The sequence below is a fragment of the Paraburkholderia sp. BCC1884 genome, assembly GCF_900996225.1.
Taxonomy (GTDB): Bacteria; Pseudomonadota; Gammaproteobacteria; order Burkholderiales; family Burkholderiaceae; genus Paraburkholderia.
In genome coordinates, this window is sequence record NZ_CAAJGL010000068.1 from 430256 (window position 1) to 448081 (window position 17826).

Below are 17826 nucleotides of genomic sequence, written 5' to 3' on the forward strand. Positions count from 1 at the left end.
CAAGCATGGCAAAAGCATTCGCATCCCAGGCCGACCTGGAAGTCAAGAAAGTCACGTGGACCAAGCTGTCCGACAACGCCTACGCGTACACCGCTGAAGGCGATCCGAACTCGGGCGTGATCATCGGCGACGACGGCGTGCTGATCGTCGACACCACCGCCACGCCGGCCATGGCGCAAGACCTCATCGCGAAGATTCGCAGCGTCACCGACAAGCCGATCAAATACGTCGTGCTCTCGCATTACCACGCGGTGCGTGTGCTCGGCGCCTCGGCGTATTTCGAAGAAGGCGCACAGGAAGTGATCGCGAGCCGCGGCACCTACGAGATGATCGTCGAGCGCGGCGAAGCGGACATGAAGTCGGAGATCGAACGCTTCCCGCGTCTGTTTGCCGGCGTCGAAACGGTGCCGGGCCTGACGTGGCCGACGCTCGTGTTCGAAAAGGAAATGACGCTGTTCCTCGGCAAGCTGGAAGTGCGTATCGCGCATCTGGGCGCGGGTCATACGATGGGCGACACGGTGGTGTGGCTGCCGTCGCAGAAGGTGTTGTTCTCCGGCGATCTGGTCGAGTACGACGCGGCCTGCTATTGCGGCGATGCCCAACTCGAACAATGGCCGGCCACGCTGGAAGCGCTGCGCGCGCTGAAGGCCGACAAGCTGGTGCCGGGCCGTGGCCCCGCGCTGACCACGCCGGAAGACGTGAACAAGGGCCTCGATTACACCAAAGACTTCGTCACCACGCTGCTGCAGCAAGGCCGTGAAGCGGTAGAGCAGAAGCTCGATCTGAAAGCCGCGATGGCGCACACGCGCAAGGCCATGGACCCGAAATTCGGTCACGTGTTCATCTACGAGCATTGCCTGCCGTTCGATGTGTCGCGCGCTTTCGACGAGGCGAGTGGTCTCACGCATCCGCGTATCTGGACGGCGCAACGCGACAAGGACATGTGGGACGCGCTGCAAGCCTGACCCGCATAGCCGCACAGCAAAACAGCGACGCAGAGCAGAGATGGACGGAGACACAAGATGAGCATCAATTACCAGACGCTGTCGTTCGATTACCAGCCGTGCCGCGAACAAAGCGGTGAGGGCGGCGCGGAGCAGGCGGCCCATCCCGTGATCGTGGTCGGCGCGGGACCGGTGGGCCTCGCTACCGCGATCGATATCGCGCAGCAGGGCGTGCCGGTCGTGCTGGTCGACGACGATTGTTCGTTGTCCACGGGTTCGCGGGCAATCTGTTTCTCGAAGCGCTCGCTGGACATTTTCGATCGTCTGGGATGCGGGCAGCGGATGGTGGACAAGGGCATCAGCTGGAATGTCGGCAAGGTGTTCCTGAAAGATGAACTCGTGTACTCGTTCAATCTGCAGCCGGAAGCCGGTCATAACCGGCCGGCGTTCATCAACCTGCAGCAGTATTACGTCGAAGGTTTTCTGCTCGAACGCGCGCGGGAAATGCCGAATCTTGAGATCCGCTGGAAGAGCAAGGTGGTCGGCATTCAGCAGAGCGGCACGCCGGGCTCGGCCGACGCAAGCGTGACGTTGGCGATCGACACGCCGCATGGTCAATATCCGTTACGCGGCCGCTATGTGGTGGCCGCCGACGGCTCGCGCAGTCCGATCCGCAATCTGCTGGGGCTCGACAGCAAGGGTGTCACGTTCAAAGACCGCTTCCTGATCGCCGACGTCAAAATGGAAGCGGACTTTCCGACCGAACGCTGGTTCTGGTTCGATCCGCCGTTTCATCCGAATCAATCGGTGTTGCTGCATCGTCAGCCGGATAACGTGTGGCGAATCGACTTTCAATTGGGCTGGGATGCCGACCCGGTGCTGGAGAAAACGCCGGAGCGGGTGATTCCGCGTGTGCGTGCGCTGCTCGGGCCGGATGCAAAGTTCGAACTCGAATGGGTCAGTGTCTATACGTTTTCGTGTTTGCGCATGGAGCGCTTCCGGCATGGCAACGTGCTGTTCGCCGGCGATTCCGCGCATGGCGTGTCGCCGTTCGGCGCGCGCGGTGCGAATAGCGGCGTGCAGGACGCAGAGAACCTCGCGTGGAAGCTGGCGATGGTGCTCGAAGGCAAGGCGTCCGACGCGTTACTCGACACCTATGCCGCCGAACGTGAATTTGCCGCGGACGAGAACATTCGCAATTCCACCCGTTCCACCGATTTCATCACACCGAAGAGCCCCGTCAGCCGAGTGTTTCGCGACGCGGTGCTGAAGCTCTCGCGCCATCATCCGTTTGCGCGGCAGTTGACGAATAGCGGCCGCTTATCCGTGCCCGCGGTGCTGCGTGATTCTCCGCTGAATACACCGGACGGCGACGACTACGAAGGTGCGATGGTACCGGGTGCATCGTGCGTCGATGCGCCTGTGCAACTCGACGCACAACCTGCCTGGCTGTTGCAGCAACTCGGTCAGCAATTCACCGGTGTGCTGTTCTGCGGCGAGCACGGTATCGATCAGACGACGCGGGCTGCGCTGCAAGCGCTGAGCGAAGGACCGATTCCGCTGAAGCTGGTGGTGGTGACAAGCGGTGTGGCAAGAAGTGTCGATGCCGCCTCCGCGAAAATCATCCACGACGCGCAAGGTCTCGCCGGCACGCGCTATGACGCCAAACCCGGCACGTTCTATCTGATCCGGCCCGACCAGCACGTCTGTGCGCGTTGGCGGCAAGTCGACGCGGCCGGTGTAATCGAGGCATTGAAGCGTGCGTTGTGCGTGGCAGGCACAGCCTGAAGACGAGAGCCGTTCGCACAGCACGAGCCAGAAATACCAGCGACGCGCAGGAGACAAACATGGCACTGAACACTCAACCGAATTTCGCCCGCCCCGACGATTTCTACGAGGCGCTGATCGACATGCATCGCGATCTGGACGACGCGCAGAGCCAGTCGGCCAACGCGCAACTGATCCTCTTGCTCGCCAACCATATCGGCGATCACGCTACGCTGCTCGAAGCTCTGCACCATGCGCGTGAGGGTGCAGCGGACGCTTCGATGCGACGCACGGAGCCGCATCCGCTGGCAGCTTAAGTCACGCCAGAGCCAAGCCTCAGCGTAAAGAGAGTAAGCACGGGTGGCCATTCGAGCCAACCGTGATTCAACGCGGCCGCATGGGGCTCGATACCCTCGCATGCGGTTCCACTAGCAGACATGCAAGCGGCGCAACAAGACGCCGGACCCGACAGGTCCGTTGGACCTTCACGTTTGGAGATAAACGATGAGCCAATCCCTCGCCCCCGCACTCGAGCCGGGCGCCGCCGCTGGCGCCCACGACGACCAGTTGTATCGCAAAGTGTCGCTACGGATCATTCCGTTTCTGTTTCTCTGTTACGTGGTGTCGTTTCTCGATCGCATCAACATCGGCTTCGCGCAATTGCAGATGAAGCACGATCTGGGTTTCAGCGACGCGATGTACGGTCTCGGCGCGGCTGTCTTCTACGTTGGCTATGTGCTTTGCGAAGTACCGAGCAATATGCTGCTCGCGCGTTTTGGCGCGCGCCGCACCTTCACGCGGATCATGCTCCTGTGGGGCATCGCATCGGTCTGCATGATGCTGGTGTCGAAGCCCACGCATTTTTATCTGCTGCGCTTCATGCTCGGCGTGTTCGAAGCGGGCTTCTTTCCCGGCATCGTGTTGTACCTGACGTACTGGTATCCGGCGCGGCGGCGCGCGGCCGTGCTGTCGATTTTCTTTGCGGGCGTCGCGGTGGCGGGGGTGCTCGGTGGGCTCGTCTCCGGCTGGATCATGCGCGATATGGGCGGTGTGCTGGGCATGTTCGGCTGGCAGTGGATGTTCGTGATCGAAGGCGCGCCCGCGATCGTGCTCGGTCTACTCGCCGCGTTCTATCTGGTGGACGGCCCGCAGCACGCCGGCTGGCTGAGCGTGCAGGAGAAGGCGCAACTGATCGCGCAACGCGACGAAGACCGCCGCCCGTCCGCCGACGCGCATTCGTCACGCTCGTTCGTACAGGCGTTGCGCAACCCGCGCGTCTATCTGTTTGCGTTCATCTATTTCTCGTTGACCTGCGCCTCGTTGACGCTGAACTTCTGGATGCCGCTCATGATTCGCGATTTCGGTGTGCACGACGTCGTCGCGATCAGCCTTTACACCGTGATACCGAATGCGGTCGGCGCGGTGGGACTGATTCTGATCGCGCGTCATTCGGACCGCCGTGGCGAACGTCGCCGGCATTTCGCTGTGTGCACGATCGGCGGCGGCGTGGCGCTTTCGCTTTTGACGCTGCATCTAAGCAGCTTTCCCGCGATGCTGGCGATTCTTTCGCTGGCAGCTGTCTTGATCTTCGCCGCTTTGCCGATCTTCTGGACGGTGCCGTCGGGCTATCTGTCCGGCACCGCAGCGGCGGCGGGGATTGCGCTGATCAGCAGCATCGGTATCACGAGCGGGATCGTGAGTCCGTGGGTCATCGGTTTGATCAAGACGCATACCGGCAGCATGGACCACGCGCTTTATCTGTTGACGGCTTTGCTGTTCGTAAGCGGTGTCGCCTTGTTGATCGGTGTGCCGAGGGACGCGCAACACATCTGAACAAGTGTGTCGCTGCGGGTGGGATATCGGGTAGAGTCGCGCTTATCCTGTGCGACCGCAGGTCGATACTCCAAAGCTTCTCCATGCATTCCATCGAGCCCGTTCCACTACCGCACGACGGCCCGCCCGATATTTCGTTGTGGCGGGTCGATGTCGATTTCAATGCCTCGCTCGATAGCGCGACTTTCGCGTCGCTCGGCGACGATGAACGCGAGCGGGCTCGCGCCTTTCGTCGTCACGAGGACGCGCTACGTTTTGCCAGCGTGCGTGCCGCATTGCGCGAGCAACTTGCGCGGCGTCTGTCTATCGCGCCGCGTGCGCTGCGCTTCATGCTCGACGCAAACCGTCGTCCCCGTCTTGTTGAATTGGCGCGCCCGGATTTCAACGTATCGCATGCAGGCGCGCACGGTTTGATCGCGATGTCATCGCAGCGGCACGTCGGTGTCGATATCGAACAGCATAGCGAGCGATTCGATTGGCGTTCGATTGTGAAATTGACGCTCGATCCGGGCGAGACGGCGTGGATCGAAACGTTGGACGCGTCGCGGCAAGCCGCTGCGTTTTACGACGCGTGGGTCGCGAAGGAGGCGCTCGTCAAGACGACCGGCGTAGGCATTGCGCGTGGATTGCAGCACTTGACGGTGCTGCCACGCGAGGGCGTGAGCGCGGCGCTACGCGATCCGATACCCGACGACATGCTCGAAGTCACCGCGCAATGGATCGCAGCCCCACAAGCGTACGCCGCATGTCTGGCGTGGTCGTTGGTGACATTCAACGGCTAGGTCTTTCGGGGCAGCGTGATGATTTTCACGCGCCCGCTCATGTCGCCGCCGGTCCAAACGCCAGAGACTTCGGCCAGCCAAACGTATGCACCCGATTGAAGGGCTGCGCGAGCGCGACCGCAGCGCGAATCTGACCGGCCATCGGCAGATCCAGAACATGCCAGTGACCCTGCTCCGCGAGATCGAATGCGCAAGCGGTGGTGTTGCTCATCAGCAGATTCGCGTCGATGTCGACGGGTGCATAACGCAAGGCGTTGCATAGGCTGCCGTAGCGTGCACGCCGTCGCGCACCTGCGGGTGTCTCGTCCGGCGCCGCGCCTGGTGACGGCACGGCCACACTCAGACCGAGCGTCACCGACGCGACGCCGATCACGATCCAGATGCCGCCATAGGCGATATCGATCGTGATGCCGCGGCCGTCGCGGGGATGACGCGCGCGTAGTTTCTCGTTGCCGTCGTCCTGCAGGTCGACGTCACGTGGCGCGCATTCGAACAGATTGCCGACGATCCAGCGCACCACCACCCGCGCGCTGATAAAGCGTTTGCGCAGCGCGGCGTTCGGATGCAGGCGCGCGCGTTCGCGCTCGGTTTTCGATAGCCAGCTATCGCCTTCCTGCACCGGCACCGGTAGCCACTCGCAGCGGAATCGCCACAAATGCAGATCGCCCGCGCGCGGCGCGCTCAGGTTGCGCGGATAGTTGCGCGTGAGCGAATGCGAGATGAAAACCGGCGCGACCGTCGCGTCGGCAGCGTGAGCGGGCTGAGCGAGGTGCACGGCGCGCTGGGCGAGTGCCGGCTCAGCTACGGATGTCTCGATGCTGTTGCGCGCCGGCGAAAGTGCCGGCGTCGCCAGTTCCAATTCCAGTGGCATCGGCTGGCTTCCTCAATGCATGTAGGTGACGCGGCGTGCGTGCACGTCGAGTTCCACGCCGGCGTCCAGCAGGTCGATGGCAAACCAGCGAATCAGCTTCAGCACACCGCTGACCGCCGGCGCGGGCAGCCACTCGTTGAGCATCCGTAACGCGGCCCCGCTATGCGTTTTCTGCAGCAACGCGATGGTCTGCAGGATCACCGCTTCGTCCTTGCCGAGATCGCTTGCACAACGGCAACGCATGTCGAGCGGACGATACGACACGTGCATCAGCGAGCGCATCAGCAAGTCGAAATGTTCGATGCCGTCCTGCCGCAAGCCGATGCCGTTCAGGACGTCGCGCCAATGACCGCTGCCGCGAGCGGTTTCGCACGCCGGCCGCAGCCACGTGCGGACAGCGGTGAGAACGGTGCGATCGGGCGCGTCGGCGGTATCCACCGGATGATCGTCGATCAGTTCGGGGCGGCTGCTGTGTTGAGAGCGGAAGTTCATCGATGCTCCTGAATGGACAGGGTCCAAAGCGTCGCGCCGAAACTGATGGGACGGTGCGGCGGGTGTTCTGTGAATGACATGGGCCTCATGATGATCGAATTTCTGCATAAATGCAAATCATTCGCATTTACGGGCAGGTAAAGACAGCCCGCGATTAGCTGCACATAACGCGGCACCCCGTGAACCATTGCGCGGAAGGGCGATGGAATCGCGCATTTAACGCAACTAACTGTCGAGCCCGGGCGACACCTCCGGCTATCATGGCGAAGCGCCAAGGCCAACCGTCCCGCGACGGCAGGCCTGCATCACCGTCCACCGACCCTAACCCATGCCGACAAAATCATTCGACGCCGCACCGGTCTCCCAAGCCCCGGAAGCGGCGCACCGCCTGCCTACGCTGGTCCTTGCCGCCGCGCTATCGTTGGGCAGCGCGATCGCGCTGGGGCTCGCCCGCTTCGCCTACGCCTTATTGTTGCCGTCGATGAAACTCGACCTCGGCTGGAGCTTCGCCCAGGCCGGCGCGATGAATACGGCCAACGCGCTGGGCTATCTGCTCGGCGCGCTGGCGTTTCCGCGACTGGCGCGCCGCTGGTCCGCTGGCGCATTGTTCGGCGCCGGCTGCGCGGCGACCGCCGTCTTGATGGCGGTAAGCGGCCTGCTCGCCGACACGCATTCGCTGCTGACCTTGCGCGTGATCACCGGCGCGAGCAGTGCGGCGATTTTCATCAGCGGCGGCGTGCTGGCGGCGCGGCTTGCGTCGGCAAGGCCGCACGACGCCGGGTTGATCCTCGGGTTGTATTACGGCGGCACGGGTTGGGGCATCGTGGTGTCGTCGATCCTCGTTCCGGTGGCGATCGCCGACGTCACGCACGGCTGGCAATTCGCCTGGTTCGCCCTCGCGGCGGCCTGCGCCGTCTTTGCTGCGGTGGCAATCGTCGCGGCGCGCAAGATCGAGCGTAGCCAGGGCAGCGCGCCGTCAACGGCGCAGGCGGCCGCCGTTTCCGATGCACCCCGCTGGCCGCGTTTCGCGCCGGCGTTGCTGGGCTACGGCCTGTTCGGCGTCGGCTATATCGGCTACATGACGTTCATCGTCGCGCTGCTGCGCAATGCGGGCATGAGCGCAACGGTCGTGACGAGTTTCTATCTGTTGCTCGGTGCGGCGACCGTGGTTTCAGCGCGCGTGTGGTCCGGACTGCTCGACCGCATGCGCGGCGGCCAGGCGCTGGCCGTGCTCAATGCCTTGCTCGCCATCGCGACGCTGTTGCCCGCGCTGTTCACGCAGCCGTGGGTGGCATTCGTATCTGGCGTGCTGTTCGGCGCGACGTTCCTGTCGGCGGTGGCGTCGACCACGGCCTTCGTGCGCCACAATCTGCCCGCGAGTCATTGGGCCAAGGGGATCAGCGCGTTCACGATCGTCTTTGCGTTCGGCCAGATCGTCGGGCCGATGGCGATCGGTTGGGTGTCGGACGGCGCGGGTCTGGCGCGCGGGTTGGTGTACTCCGCGCTGTTGCTGGTGGCCGGCGCCGTGTTGGCCGCTTGCCAGAAGCCGCTGCGTCCGCAGTAAGGGCGCGCGGCTGCGGATGCAGGAAAGCGCGCACAGTTCGCTCTCATACCTGTACTGACGGGATGCTCTTCATACACCGCAGCGCGAACATCGAGCGACTGTGCCGGATGCCCGCGATCTTGTATAACTTCTCGCGCAGAAAGCGTTCGTAACCGGCGGTGCCGTCCACCGCCACTTTGACCAGATAGTCGTAATCGCCCGACACCAGGTAAGCCTCGAGCACTTCGGTGAGCGTCGCCAGTTCCGCGCCGAAGCGGGCGAGGGCGTCGTCGTCGTGGCGGTCGAGCGTGACCTCGAGCAGGACCACATCCGCGAAGCCGAGCTTCTGCTGGTCCAGCAACGCCACGTAGCCGCGGATATAGCCCTCCGTTTCCAGCTGACGCGTGCGATTCCAACACGCCGTAGTCGACATGCCGACCAGTTCCGCCAACTCGGCATTGCTGAGGCGGGCGTTTTTCTGCAACTCGCGGAGGATCTTGCGATCCTGGTTGTCGAGTGGCCGGCTTCGGGTAGTCATCGCAGATCCTGAACATTATTCTGGAGAAGCTAATTTTAACGGAATAGTGTCCCGAACTGGGCAATCGTCGACATCGCTTTAGGAAGCTTATCCAGCGTGGCTCCGGGTATATTTTCAGGGTGCATTCGTGTCCGGGACAACTGTCCGGGTCGCAGCCTTCGAGCCTGCGGCTTTGTGTGGCCACAAGCTGCCATCGGGTGTCTCGCCGCCTTCACAGGAAAGCGGCACGCGGGCGAATTCCAGCGCCACCCGCGCCGGAAGACGCGCTCGCCGGGCACGGATGCATGTCCTCAACCGGATGTTCTGGCGCCGCTTCGCCACTTCGCCGCTCAGCCCAACCCGCCCCGCGCGATCTATCGTTCAATGGGAAGTTTGCCGTTCGGCATGCACGCTGACGGCGTCCGTGACGTGCAGTAGAAACGCCAGGGGCGACGTCCGGAAGCCGGCGTCGCCCATGTGTGTGGGAAAGGATTAGTGAAAAACGAGGTACAGGATGACCAGTACGATCAACGGGACGCCGAGCAGCCAGCCGAGAAGGTAAGGCATGATGTGATCTCCTTTCGTATCGAAGTTTGAATACGAAGTTGATTGAGCATCCCGTGTGCCTGACCCTCCGGAATCTTTCAAAGTGCTGCCGTTTGTGCACCCGCACCACACGCGAAAGTCCCGTGTTTTAAGGCAAATTCTCGCGTAACACGATACTGAACTGCACTGGCTTGACGTCGTTCATCGCATCGCGCTTCCCGCGCACGTTACGGAAAATCCGCAAACAATTGCCGACCATGGCCTGCGGCGTTTGTGTGATCAATGCATCCATGGTGCCGTCGATCAGCAACGCGCGGGTATCCGGCGTCAAGCCGTGACCGACGAACAGAATCTTCTGTTCTGAGCGCGCTTCGACGATGGCCCGTGCAACGCCGTCCGAACCGCCGCCGCTGTTGTAGATGCCGGCAAGGTCGGGATGCTGCTCCAGCAGCTTGCGCGTCTGCCTGTAATTGCGTTCGCTGTCGTCATGTCCTTCGCGCAAGCCGATGACACGTACCTGCGGAAAGGTCGATTCGATCAGATGCAGAAAACCGATCTCGCGCTCTTCATGTCCGCGATAGTTCAAGCTGCCGGCCAGCATCGCGATCTTGCCGTGCGGTCGCGGCCCCATGAAGCGCCCTAGCAGCAAAGCCGCCGTACGTCCCGCCGAACGATTGTCGATGCCGACATACGCTAGCCGCCGCGCATTCGACAAATCCGAAATCAACGTGATTGCCGGTACGCCGCGATCCGCAAGCGCATTCACGGCATCGCGCACTACGGGGTGTTCGAGCGCCATGAACACCACGCCATCCGCCCGCTGTCCGTAATGCAGCAGACGGTCGGCAAGTTCCTTCGGGTTGAAACTCTCCACATAGTGCACGCGCATTTCATGTCCAACGCGTTCCATTGAGCGTGGGTGAAATCGATGTAATCGCCGAGCATGTGCAGATAGCGATTGGTGCCCGCCGGCAGGAGAAACGCGATGCGCATGGGTTTCGATGCCGGCGCGGCGGGAACAGTCGGACTCAACAAGTACCCGAGTTGCGCGGCAGCCTGGAGCACACGTTGCGCCGTGACGGCGCGCACGCCTTCACGCGCATTGAGCACGCGATCGACCGTGGCTGTCGATACGCCGGCGGCGCGCGCGATGTCGGGAATGCGCGCGCGTGCAGCGTCGATGAGGTGAACCGGTTCGGACATGGCAGTCCTTCGCAGAGGGAAGTCCATCAAAAAACATCAGATTCACGGTTTGACAGCGCTTGCTTCGCACGCCTAGTCTTGCACCTATCACGCGGCGACTCAACACCAGCGACGGCAAATCAAGGCGTTGTCAGCGACCGATGATGGTTTTTGATGGATTGGACAGGCACATCAATTATAAGCAAGGAGACGCTCAAATGACCAACCTCGCGAGACGCACTCTGCTGCGCGCCGCTGCAGCCGTTCCAGTGGCCGGCGCGCTCGGATTTCCGGCAATTGTGCGCGCGGCGTCCGGACCGGAGTTCGTGTTCAAGTACGGCAACAACTTGCCGCTCACGCATCCGCTGAACGTGCGCTCGCAGGAAGCGGCGAATCAGATCCGCGAGGCGTCGAAAGGGCGCATGGAGATCCGGATATTCCCTAACAACCAGCTGGGCGGCGACACCGATATGCTCGCGCAGGTGCGCAGCGGCGGCATCGAAATGTTCACGCCCTCGGCGCTGGTGGTGTCGACGCTCGCGCCGTCGGTGGCGATCAATGCAGTGGGTTTTGCCTTCAGCGACTACAACCAGGTGTGGAGCGCGATGGACGGCAAGCTCGGCGCGTACGTGCGCGCGGCGATGCAGAAAGCCGGACTCGAATCGTTCGAGAAGATGTGGGACAACGGCTTTCGTCAGACCACTACCAGCACCGGACCGATCACCGGCGCGCAGAACATGCGCGGCTTGAAGATTCGCGTGCCCGTGAGTCCGCTCAGTATCGACATGTTCAAAGGTCTGGGTGCCGCGCCAACGAGCCTGCAATTCAGCGAGGTCTATTCGTCGCTGCAAACCCATATCGTCGATGCGCAGGAAAACCCGCTGCCGATCGTGCAGGTCGCGAAACTCTACGAAGTGCAGAAGTACTGCTCGCTGACCAATCACATGTGGGACGGCTACTGGTTCGTGCTGAACCCGCGCGCGTGGCAGCGTCTGCCGAAAGACCTGCAGGGCATCGCCAGCGACGCGTTCAATCAATCGGCGCTCAGGCAGCGTGAAGACGTGCGCAAGCTCAACGACGCGGCCGTCGCCGATCTGCAAAGCAAGGGTCTCGCGATCAACCGTCCGGCGCCCGACACATTCCGTGCGGCCTTGCGTCAAGCGGGCTTCTACGCCGAGTGGAAGAACAAGTTCGGCAATCAGGCGTGGGATCTGCTCGAACAGTCGGTCGGTAAATTGGCGTGAGCGCGTCTCGCGCACGCGTGCAGGATGAGCGCGGCGAGCGGCCGCGAGGAGGCAGCGGGATGTCGAATCATGCATTGAATCCGGCGGAGGCGGCGGTGTCGCCGTTGCACGCGGCGAGTCTGCCGCGACGCTGGCTGAGAAGCTTCGATCGCGGTCTGATCGCGCTGGTCGAAGTGTGCGCGGCGGCGCTGCTGGCGGTGGAAATCGTCGTCATGTTTGCCGGCGTGGTGTGCCGCTATGTGCTGCATCAGCCGCTCGTGTGGTCGGATGAACTGGCGGGCATGCTGTTTCTGTGGCTCGCCATGCTCGGCGCCGTGCTTGCCTTGCGGCGCGGCGAACATATGCGGATGACTGCGCTGGTGAGCCGCCTGTCGCCGCAGCGGCGCGCTTTCGTCGATACGCTGGCAATCGCCGCCTCCATCGCGTTGCTCGCGCTGCTGGTCGCGCCGGCGTACGACTATGCGTCCGGCGAGATGGCCATCGTGACGCCCGCCTTGCAGGTCAGCAACGCGTGGCGTGCACTTGCTCTGCCGATCGGCGCGGTGCTGATGCTGCTGGTCGGCGTGATTCGGCTCGCCCAGGTGAGCCGCGTGCGCGACGTGCTGATCGCGCTGGCCATCGCTGCCGTGCTCGGCGCGATCGTGGTGTTTGCCGGCCCGTGGTTCCAGACGCTCGGCAAAACCAACCTCGTGATCTTCTTTGTCGGCGTGGTGGCCATCGGCATTTTCTCAGGCGTGCCGATCGGCTTTTCGTTCGCGCTCGCGACCTTTGGTTATCTCGGTCTCTCCACCTTCACGCCGCTCGAAGTAGTGGTCGGCCGCATGGACGAGGGCATGTCGCATCTCGTGCTGCTTGCCGTGCCGCTGTTCGTCTTCCTCGGCTTGCTGATCGAAATGACGGGGATGGCGCGCGCGATGATCGAATTTCTCGCGAGTCTCGTCGGTCATGTACACGGCGGCCTGTCGTTCGTGCTGATCGGCGCGATGTATCTGGTGTCCGGCATCTCGGGCTCGAAAGTAGCGGACATGGCGGCCATCGCGCCCGTGCTGTTTCCCGAGATGAAAAAGCGCGGCGCCTCCGAGGGCGATCTGGTCGCGCTGCTCGCCACCACCGGCGCGCAAAGCGAAACCATCCCGCCGAGCATTGTGCTCATCACGATCGGTTCGGTCACGGGCCTGTCGATTTCCGCGCTCTTCACGGCGGGCATGTTGCCAGGCGCGGTGCTCGCGCTGATTCTGTGCGTCGTGGTGTGGTGGCGTTATCGCAAGGAGGATCTGAGCGGCGCGCAGCGTTTCAGCAAGCGCCAGATCGGCCGGCTTTTCATCGTTTCGCTGCCGGCGCTCGCGCTGCCCTTCGTGATCCGCATGGCCGTGGTCGAAGGTGTGGCGACGGCCACCGAAGTGTCGACCATCGGCATCGCGTATTCGATGCTGATCGGCCTGCTGGTCTATCGGCGCTTCGAATGGCGCCGCCTGGGGCGCATGCTGGTGGATGCGGCGACGCTCTCCGGCGCGATCCTGTTCATCATCGGTTGCGCGACGGCGATGGCCTGGGCGCTCACGCAATCCGGCTTCTCGCAAGACCTCGCGCAACTGATGGGGTCGATGCCCGGCGGCGCTTACGGGTTTCTCGCGGTATCGATCGTCGTCTTCGTCATGCTCGGTAGCGTCCTCGAAGGGATCCCCGCAATCGTGTTGTTCGGGCCGCTGCTGTTTCCGATTGCGCGGCTCGCGGGCGTCCACGAGGTGCACTACGCCATCGTCGTGATCCTCTCGATGGGCGTGGGTCTATTTTCGCCGCCGTTCGGTGTCGGCTACTACTCGGCGTGTGCGATCAGCAAGGTCAATCCCGATGCCGGCATTGGTCCGATCGTCGGCTACATGGGCGCGTTGATCGTCGGGCTGTTGCTGGTCGCGGCGATTCCCTGGATCTCTATCGGTTTTCTCTGAAGTTTCGTTTCCGGTTCGGCATTCGGGCGCTGCGTTCACGCTGCGCCGGGGCGTCGCTCGTCCTTCAAATCCTGCGGCATGGGGAGAGTTTCATGAGTCGTTTCTTTGGCGAAATTCGTCAGGCTGGCTATGTGGTGCGCGATATCGAAGCCGCCATGGACTACTGGAGCCGCGTGCTCGGCGTGGGCCCGTGGTTTTATAACGAGCGTGTGCCGATCGAAAACTACACGTATCGCGGGCAGTCTTACGAGGTGCATAACTCGGTGGCGCTCGCCAACTCGGGTCCCTTGCAGGTGGAGCTGATCCAGACGCGTAACGATGCGCCGTCGATGTACCGCGACTTTCTCACTGCGGGCCACACCGGGCTGCAGCACAACGCGTACTGGACCACCTCGTTCGACGACGACCTCGCGCGCCTGCAGGAGCAGGGCTTCAAGGTCGCGATGAGCGGCGAGGTGGGCCGCAACGGCCGCTTCGTCTACTTCGACACGGAGAATCACCCCGGCACGGTGATCGAGTTGTCGGAGATCGCCGGGCCAAAAGGCAAGCTGTTCGACATGATCTATACGGCGTCGCGCGAGTGGGACGGCAGTGAGCCCGTGCGCCGCTTTCCCGATCTGACCACGTTATGAACACGACACTTCGGCACGTCGGCCCAGACGACGCCACGCTGCAAGCCGACTATCTGATCGAGACGCCGCTCGATCCCGCGCGCGTGGCTGACATCATGGCCGGCGAGCAATCGAGCGGCACCTTCGTGCGAGTGGCCAACGAATCCGACGCGCTGCGAGCCCGCAGTCGCGCAAACGTGCTGCGTATCGAAGAACTCGAAGCCGCGACGCGTCCGAGTTTGCCGAGCGCGTGGCTCTCGCGTTCGGACACTCCCGGCCCCTGGCGGCGCGCGCGCGTCACGCTGTCGTTTCCGCTGGCCAACATCGACGCGAATCTGCCGACGCTCGCCGCGACTGTCGCCGGCAATCTTTACGACCTCGGTGAAGTGACCGGCATGCGTCTGTTGTCGCTGCGGTTGCCGGCTTCGTATCGCGCGCGTTTCGAACTGCCGCGTCACGGCGTGGCCGGCACGCGCGCGTTGACGCAGGTCGCGGATCGACCTTTGATCGGCACGATCATCAAGCCGAACGTCGGGCTGAGCGCGGGCGAAACGGCTGCGCTGGTGCGCCAGTTGTGCGAGGCAGGCGTCGACTTCATCAAGGACGATGAAGTGTGCGCCAATCCCGCGCACGCGCCGCTTGCGGAGCGCGTGCGCGCGGTGATGGCCGAAGTGCGCGGCTATCGCGAACGCAGCGGCCGGCCGGTGATGGTCGCGTTCAACATTACCGACGACCTCGATGCCATGCGTGGTCACGCAGATTTCGTCGAGAAAGAGGGTGGCAGTTGTGTGATGGCGAGCATCAACTGGTGCGGCTTTTCCGCGATCCAGACGCTGCGACGTGCCACGCCCCTCGTCCTGCATGCGCATCGAAATGGCTACGGCATGATGTCGCGCGATCCGTCGCTCGGCATGTCTTTTCAGGCGTATCAGACGCTATGGCGCCTGACGGGCGTCGACCATATGCACGTGCATGGTCTCGGCGGGAAATTCGCACAGAGCGACACCGAAGTGATCGAGTCGGCGCGCGATTGTGCGACGCCGCTCACCGCCGATCATGCCGACACGGTGATGCCGGCGTTTTCATCGGGCCAGTGGGCCGGCACGGTGCCGGCGACATTCGAAGCGGTGCACTCCACCGACCTGCTATTCATGTCGGGCGGCGGCATTCTCGCGCATCCCGATGGACCGGCGGCGGGCGTCACGAGCGTGCGCCAGGCCTGGGCCGCCGTGCAGTCCGGTAGTTCGCTCACGGCATTCGCGCAACACATGCCGGAATTGCGACGCGCACTGGCATTCTTCGGCGGCCACCCGTGAGCACGACTCTGCGCAGCGAACCATCTGGCCATCACGCGCCCGATTACGCGTTCTACGGCGACGACTTTACCGGCGCGACCGACACGCTCGCGCATCTGGCCCGCGCCGGTTTGCGCACCATGCTGTTCTTCGCGCCACCCGACGCCGCGCGCCTTTCGACGTTGGGCCAACTCGACGCGCTCGGCGTGGCGGGCGCTGCCCGCACGATGTCGAACGAGGCGCAGCAACATGAGCTTGCCCGCGTGGGCGCCGCATTGGCCGCGCTTGGCGCGCGCGTGATGCACTATAAGGTCTGCTCGACGTTCGACAGCGCGCCGCATGTCGGCAGTATCGGCGTGGCGATTCGGACTTTGCGTGAGTATTGCGGGAGTGAATTCGTCGCGGTGGTCGGCGGACAACCGGACTTGCGTCGCTATTGCTTATTCGGCGAGCTGTTTGCCGCAGCGGGCGCGGACGACGACGCGCGGGCCATCTACCGCATCGACCGTCATCCGACGATGAGCCGTCATCCCGTGACGCCGATGAACGAAGCAGACCTGCGTGTGCATTTGCAGCGCCAGGGTCTGGACAATATTCAATCGATCGACTGGCGATGCTACGCGGCGGGCGACGACGCATTGCAATCCGAGGTCAGCCGACGACTCGATTCGAAACCCGACGCCTTGTTGTTCGATGTGCTGGACGACTCGCATCTGAGAATGATCGGCCGGGTAATCGCGCATCGTTCGGCCACCTCGGCGCCGCTCCTCGTTGTGGGCGCAAGCAGCGTAGCGCGCGCCTATGCGTTGGCACGGATGGACACGCCTGCCGTCGAGTCCGGGACGGCAGCGTTGTCGTGTGTTCCGCTGGCGCCCGCGCGCGGTCCGGTGTTCGTGCTGGCAGGCAGCCTCTCGCCGCTGACCGAAGTGCAGATCGCAGCCGCGCGTTCTTATCTGCGTGTCGAACTGGACCCGCAGAAAATGACCGGCGCGAACGCCACCGACTATCTGGCCACACGCCTCGCCGCGATTGCGGGGCCGCTGCGCGATGGCCGCAATGTGCTGGCCTTCACGACACGTCGCCCGGCGCAAATCAGGGTAGCAGAGCGCGCACTGCCGCAACTCGCGCACGCGTGTGCGTCTTTGTTGCAACAGGTGCTGGCAACGGTGAAGCTGCACCGCATCGGCATTGCAGGCGGCGACACTTCGAGCATCGCCGTGCGCTCGCTCGATGCGTGGGGCTTGTCGTATTTCGCGCCGCTGTCGGCGGGTGTGACCGTGTGCCGCCTTCATGCGGATCGTGCGGAGCTGAACGGGATGGAGATCATGCTCAAGGGCGGCCAGATGGGCGGCCCCGAGCTATTCGAACAGCTTCTCGCGGGCCATCAGCACGGCGAAGCTGGCAACGTCTAACCGTTGTCGGCGAAACCGGGGTACAAGGTCATGCCGCCGTCGACGAACAAGGTCGTGCCCACGACATAGTCGCTTTCATCGGACGCCAGCCAGACGGCGGCTTTGCCGATATCCTCGGCTTCACCGACGCGGCCATAGGGAATCAGTTGCAATAATTTCTTGAGCGCGGTTTCCGTATCCCACGCGTCCTTGTTGATCGGCGTGCGGATCGCGCCCGGCGCGATCGAATTGACGCGTATGCGCTCCGGCGCGACTTCCTGCGCGAGAGACTTCATGAACATCTGAATGCCGCCTTTGGACGCGGCGTAATTGACGTGTCCGGCCCACGGAATCACCTCGTGTACCGAGCTCATACAAATGATTTTGCCGAGCGCTTTCGAGATCGCTCGCGGACCACGTCGGCGGAATTCTTTCACTGCGGCTTGTGCGCTGAGGAATTGGCCTGTTAGATTGGTGGCCAGCACCGTCTGCCAATCTTCCAGCGTCATGTCGGCGAACGCGGCATCTTTTTGTACGCCCGAATTCGCGATGACGATGTCGACCGTCTCGAAGCGCTCACGGCAGGCATCGAACAGGTGTTCAACCTGAGCGGGATCGGATACGTCGGCTTGCACGGCGAGCGCGGCGCCGCCGCCTTGCACGATTTCGTCAGCGAGCTTCTCCGCCGCTTCGGCATGCGAATGATAATTCAGCACCACCGCAGCGCCTGCTTCCGCCAACGATCGTGCGACGCCATAGCCGATGCCGGAACTGGCACCCGTCACCAGCGCGACCTGATTCTCGAGTAACTTTTCCATCGGTTTTCCTGTCGTGACAAATTCAATCGGCTGTCGGTCAT

Annotated in this window: 15 protein-coding genes and 1 pseudogene; 11 read left to right on the forward strand and 5 right to left on the reverse strand. The window is 63.0% G+C overall.

The features are described 5' to 3' along the window. The first annotated feature begins 5 nt into the window (after nt 1-5). From FQ705_RS08860 to FQ705_RS08880, 5 genes are all read left to right on the forward strand, one after another. Nucleotides 6-965: an MBL fold metallo-hydrolase gene (locus tag FQ705_RS08860; protein ID WP_144139782.1), complete on the forward strand. Its 960-nt coding sequence runs from the start codon at nt 6-8 to the stop codon at nt 963-965. Between the two features lie 57 nt (nt 966-1022). Then, nucleotides 1023-2732, forward strand: a complete 1710-nt coding sequence (locus FQ705_RS08865; RefSeq protein ID WP_144139785.1) for an FAD-dependent oxidoreductase — start codon at nt 1023-1025, stop codon at nt 2730-2732. Between the two features lie 59 nt (nt 2733-2791). Continuing rightward, entirely contained in the window at nt 2792-3028 is a 237-nt protein-coding gene (locus FQ705_RS08870; RefSeq protein ID WP_144139789.1) for a DUF2783 domain-containing protein, read from the forward strand. A 187-nt stretch (nt 3029-3215) separates the two neighbouring features. Continuing rightward, nucleotides 3216-4544, forward strand: a complete 1329-nt coding sequence (locus FQ705_RS08875) for an MFS transporter (protein WP_144139792.1) — start codon at nt 3216-3218, stop codon at nt 4542-4544. A gap of 83 nt (nt 4545-4627) precedes the next feature. After that, nucleotides 4628-5326, forward strand: coding sequence for a 4'-phosphopantetheinyl transferase family protein (locus FQ705_RS08880; RefSeq protein WP_144139795.1), 699 nt, complete (start codon nt 4628-4630; stop codon nt 5324-5326). 37 nt (nt 5327-5363) lie between these two features. Here FQ705_RS08880 and FQ705_RS08885 read toward each other — a convergent pair whose 3' ends face one another. Both FQ705_RS08885 and FQ705_RS08890 read right to left on the reverse strand, forming a co-directional pair. After that, entirely contained in the window at nt 5364-6197 is an 834-nt protein-coding gene (locus FQ705_RS08885; RefSeq protein WP_144139798.1) for a hypothetical protein, read from the reverse strand. 12 nt (nt 6198-6209) lie between these two features. Beyond that, a complete protein-coding gene (locus tag FQ705_RS08890; protein WP_144139800.1) occupies nt 6210-6689 on the reverse strand; it encodes a hypothetical protein in 480 nt (159 codons plus the stop codon). A 328-nt stretch (nt 6690-7017) separates the two neighbouring features. Here FQ705_RS08890 and FQ705_RS08895 point away from each other — a divergent pair, with 328 nt between their 5' ends. After that, on the forward strand, nt 7018-8253 hold the full coding sequence (locus FQ705_RS08895) for a YbfB/YjiJ family MFS transporter (RefSeq protein ID WP_144139803.1): 1236 nt from the start codon (nt 7018-7020) through the stop codon (nt 8251-8253). A 43-nt stretch (nt 8254-8296) separates the two neighbouring features. On the opposite strand, the gene FQ705_RS08900 is transcribed toward FQ705_RS08895, so the two are convergent. Then, nucleotides 8297-8770, reverse strand: a complete 474-nt coding sequence (locus FQ705_RS08900) for an Lrp/AsnC family transcriptional regulator (RefSeq protein ID WP_144139806.1) — start codon at nt 8768-8770, stop codon at nt 8297-8299. A gap of 673 nt (nt 8771-9443) precedes the next feature. Next, nucleotides 9444-10498 (reverse strand): annotated as a pseudogene (locus FQ705_RS08905) (LacI family DNA-binding transcriptional regulator). Between the two features lie 197 nt (nt 10499-10695). Between FQ705_RS08905 and FQ705_RS08910 the strand changes: the two are divergent. From FQ705_RS08910 to FQ705_RS08930, 5 genes are all read left to right on the forward strand, one after another. Beyond that, the gene (locus tag FQ705_RS08910; RefSeq protein WP_144139808.1) at nt 10696-11721 is read left to right on the forward strand and encodes a TRAP transporter substrate-binding protein; all 1026 of its coding nucleotides are present in this window, start codon (nt 10696-10698) and stop codon (nt 11719-11721) included. Between the two features lie 59 nt (nt 11722-11780). Next, entirely contained in the window at nt 11781-13670 is a 1890-nt protein-coding gene (locus FQ705_RS08915) for a TRAP transporter large permease subunit (RefSeq protein ID WP_144139811.1), read from the forward strand. 92 nt (nt 13671-13762) lie between these two features. Continuing rightward, entirely contained in the window at nt 13763-14302 is a 540-nt protein-coding gene (locus tag FQ705_RS08920) for a VOC family protein (protein WP_144139814.1), read from the forward strand. Then, a complete protein-coding gene (locus tag FQ705_RS08925) occupies nt 14299-15597 on the forward strand; it encodes a ribulose-bisphosphate carboxylase large subunit family protein (RefSeq protein WP_144139817.1) in 1299 nt (432 codons plus the stop codon). The genes FQ705_RS08920 and FQ705_RS08925 overlap by 4 nt, the downstream gene beginning before the upstream one ends. Then, the gene (locus FQ705_RS08930) at nt 15594-16988 is read left to right on the forward strand and encodes a four-carbon acid sugar kinase family protein (protein WP_186307816.1); all 1395 of its coding nucleotides are present in this window, start codon (nt 15594-15596) and stop codon (nt 16986-16988) included. Before FQ705_RS08925 ends, FQ705_RS08930 begins: the two co-directional genes overlap by 4 nt. On the opposite strand, the gene FQ705_RS08935 is transcribed toward FQ705_RS08930, so the two are convergent. Next, entirely contained in the window at nt 16985-17785 is an 801-nt protein-coding gene (locus tag FQ705_RS08935) for an SDR family oxidoreductase (protein WP_144139820.1), read from the reverse strand. The genes FQ705_RS08930 and FQ705_RS08935 overlap by 4 nt on opposite strands. Nucleotides 17786-17826: the final 41 nt, after the last annotated feature.

What these genes read in the sequence shown, in the direction of transcription:
- FQ705_RS08865 (WP_144139785.1), top strand. Translation starts at nt 1,023, where the DNA reads ATGAGCATCAATTACCAGACGCTGTCGTTCGATTACCAGCCGTGCCGC.
- FQ705_RS08880 (WP_144139795.1), top strand. Translation starts at nt 4,628, where the DNA reads ATGCATTCCATCGAGCCCGTTCCACTACCGCACGACGGCCCGCCCGAT.
- FQ705_RS08925 (WP_144139817.1), top strand. Translation starts at nt 14,299, where the DNA reads ATGAACACGACACTTCGGCACGTCGGCCCAGACGACGCCACGCTGCAA.
- FQ705_RS08910 (WP_144139808.1), top strand. Translation starts at nt 10,696, where the DNA reads ATGACCAACCTCGCGAGACGCACTCTGCTGCGCGCCGCTGCAGCCGTT.
- FQ705_RS08900 (WP_144139806.1), bottom strand. Translation starts at nt 8,770, where the DNA reads ATGACTACCCGAAGCCGGCCACTCGACAACCAGGATCGCAAGATCCTC.
- FQ705_RS08860 (WP_144139782.1), top strand. Translation starts at nt 6, where the DNA reads ATGGCAAAAGCATTCGCATCCCAGGCCGACCTGGAAGTCAAGAAAGTC.
- FQ705_RS08870 (WP_144139789.1), top strand. Translation starts at nt 2,792, where the DNA reads ATGGCACTGAACACTCAACCGAATTTCGCCCGCCCCGACGATTTCTAC.
- FQ705_RS08915 (WP_144139811.1), top strand. Translation starts at nt 11,781, where the DNA reads ATGTCGAATCATGCATTGAATCCGGCGGAGGCGGCGGTGTCGCCGTTG.
- FQ705_RS08920 (WP_144139814.1), top strand. Translation starts at nt 13,763, where the DNA reads ATGAGTCGTTTCTTTGGCGAAATTCGTCAGGCTGGCTATGTGGTGCGC.
- FQ705_RS08935 (WP_144139820.1), bottom strand. Translation starts at nt 17,785, where the DNA reads ATGGAAAAGTTACTCGAGAATCAGGTCGCGCTGGTGACGGGTGCCAGT.
- FQ705_RS08895 (WP_144139803.1), top strand. Translation starts at nt 7,018, where the DNA reads ATGCCGACAAAATCATTCGACGCCGCACCGGTCTCCCAAGCCCCGGAA.
- FQ705_RS08890 (WP_144139800.1), bottom strand. Translation starts at nt 6,689, where the DNA reads ATGAACTTCCGCTCTCAACACAGCAGCCGCCCCGAACTGATCGACGAT.
- FQ705_RS08885 (WP_144139798.1), bottom strand. Translation starts at nt 6,197, where the DNA reads ATGCCACTGGAATTGGAACTGGCGACGCCGGCACTTTCGCCGGCGCGC.
- FQ705_RS08875 (WP_144139792.1), top strand. Translation starts at nt 3,216, where the DNA reads ATGAGCCAATCCCTCGCCCCCGCACTCGAGCCGGGCGCCGCCGCTGGC.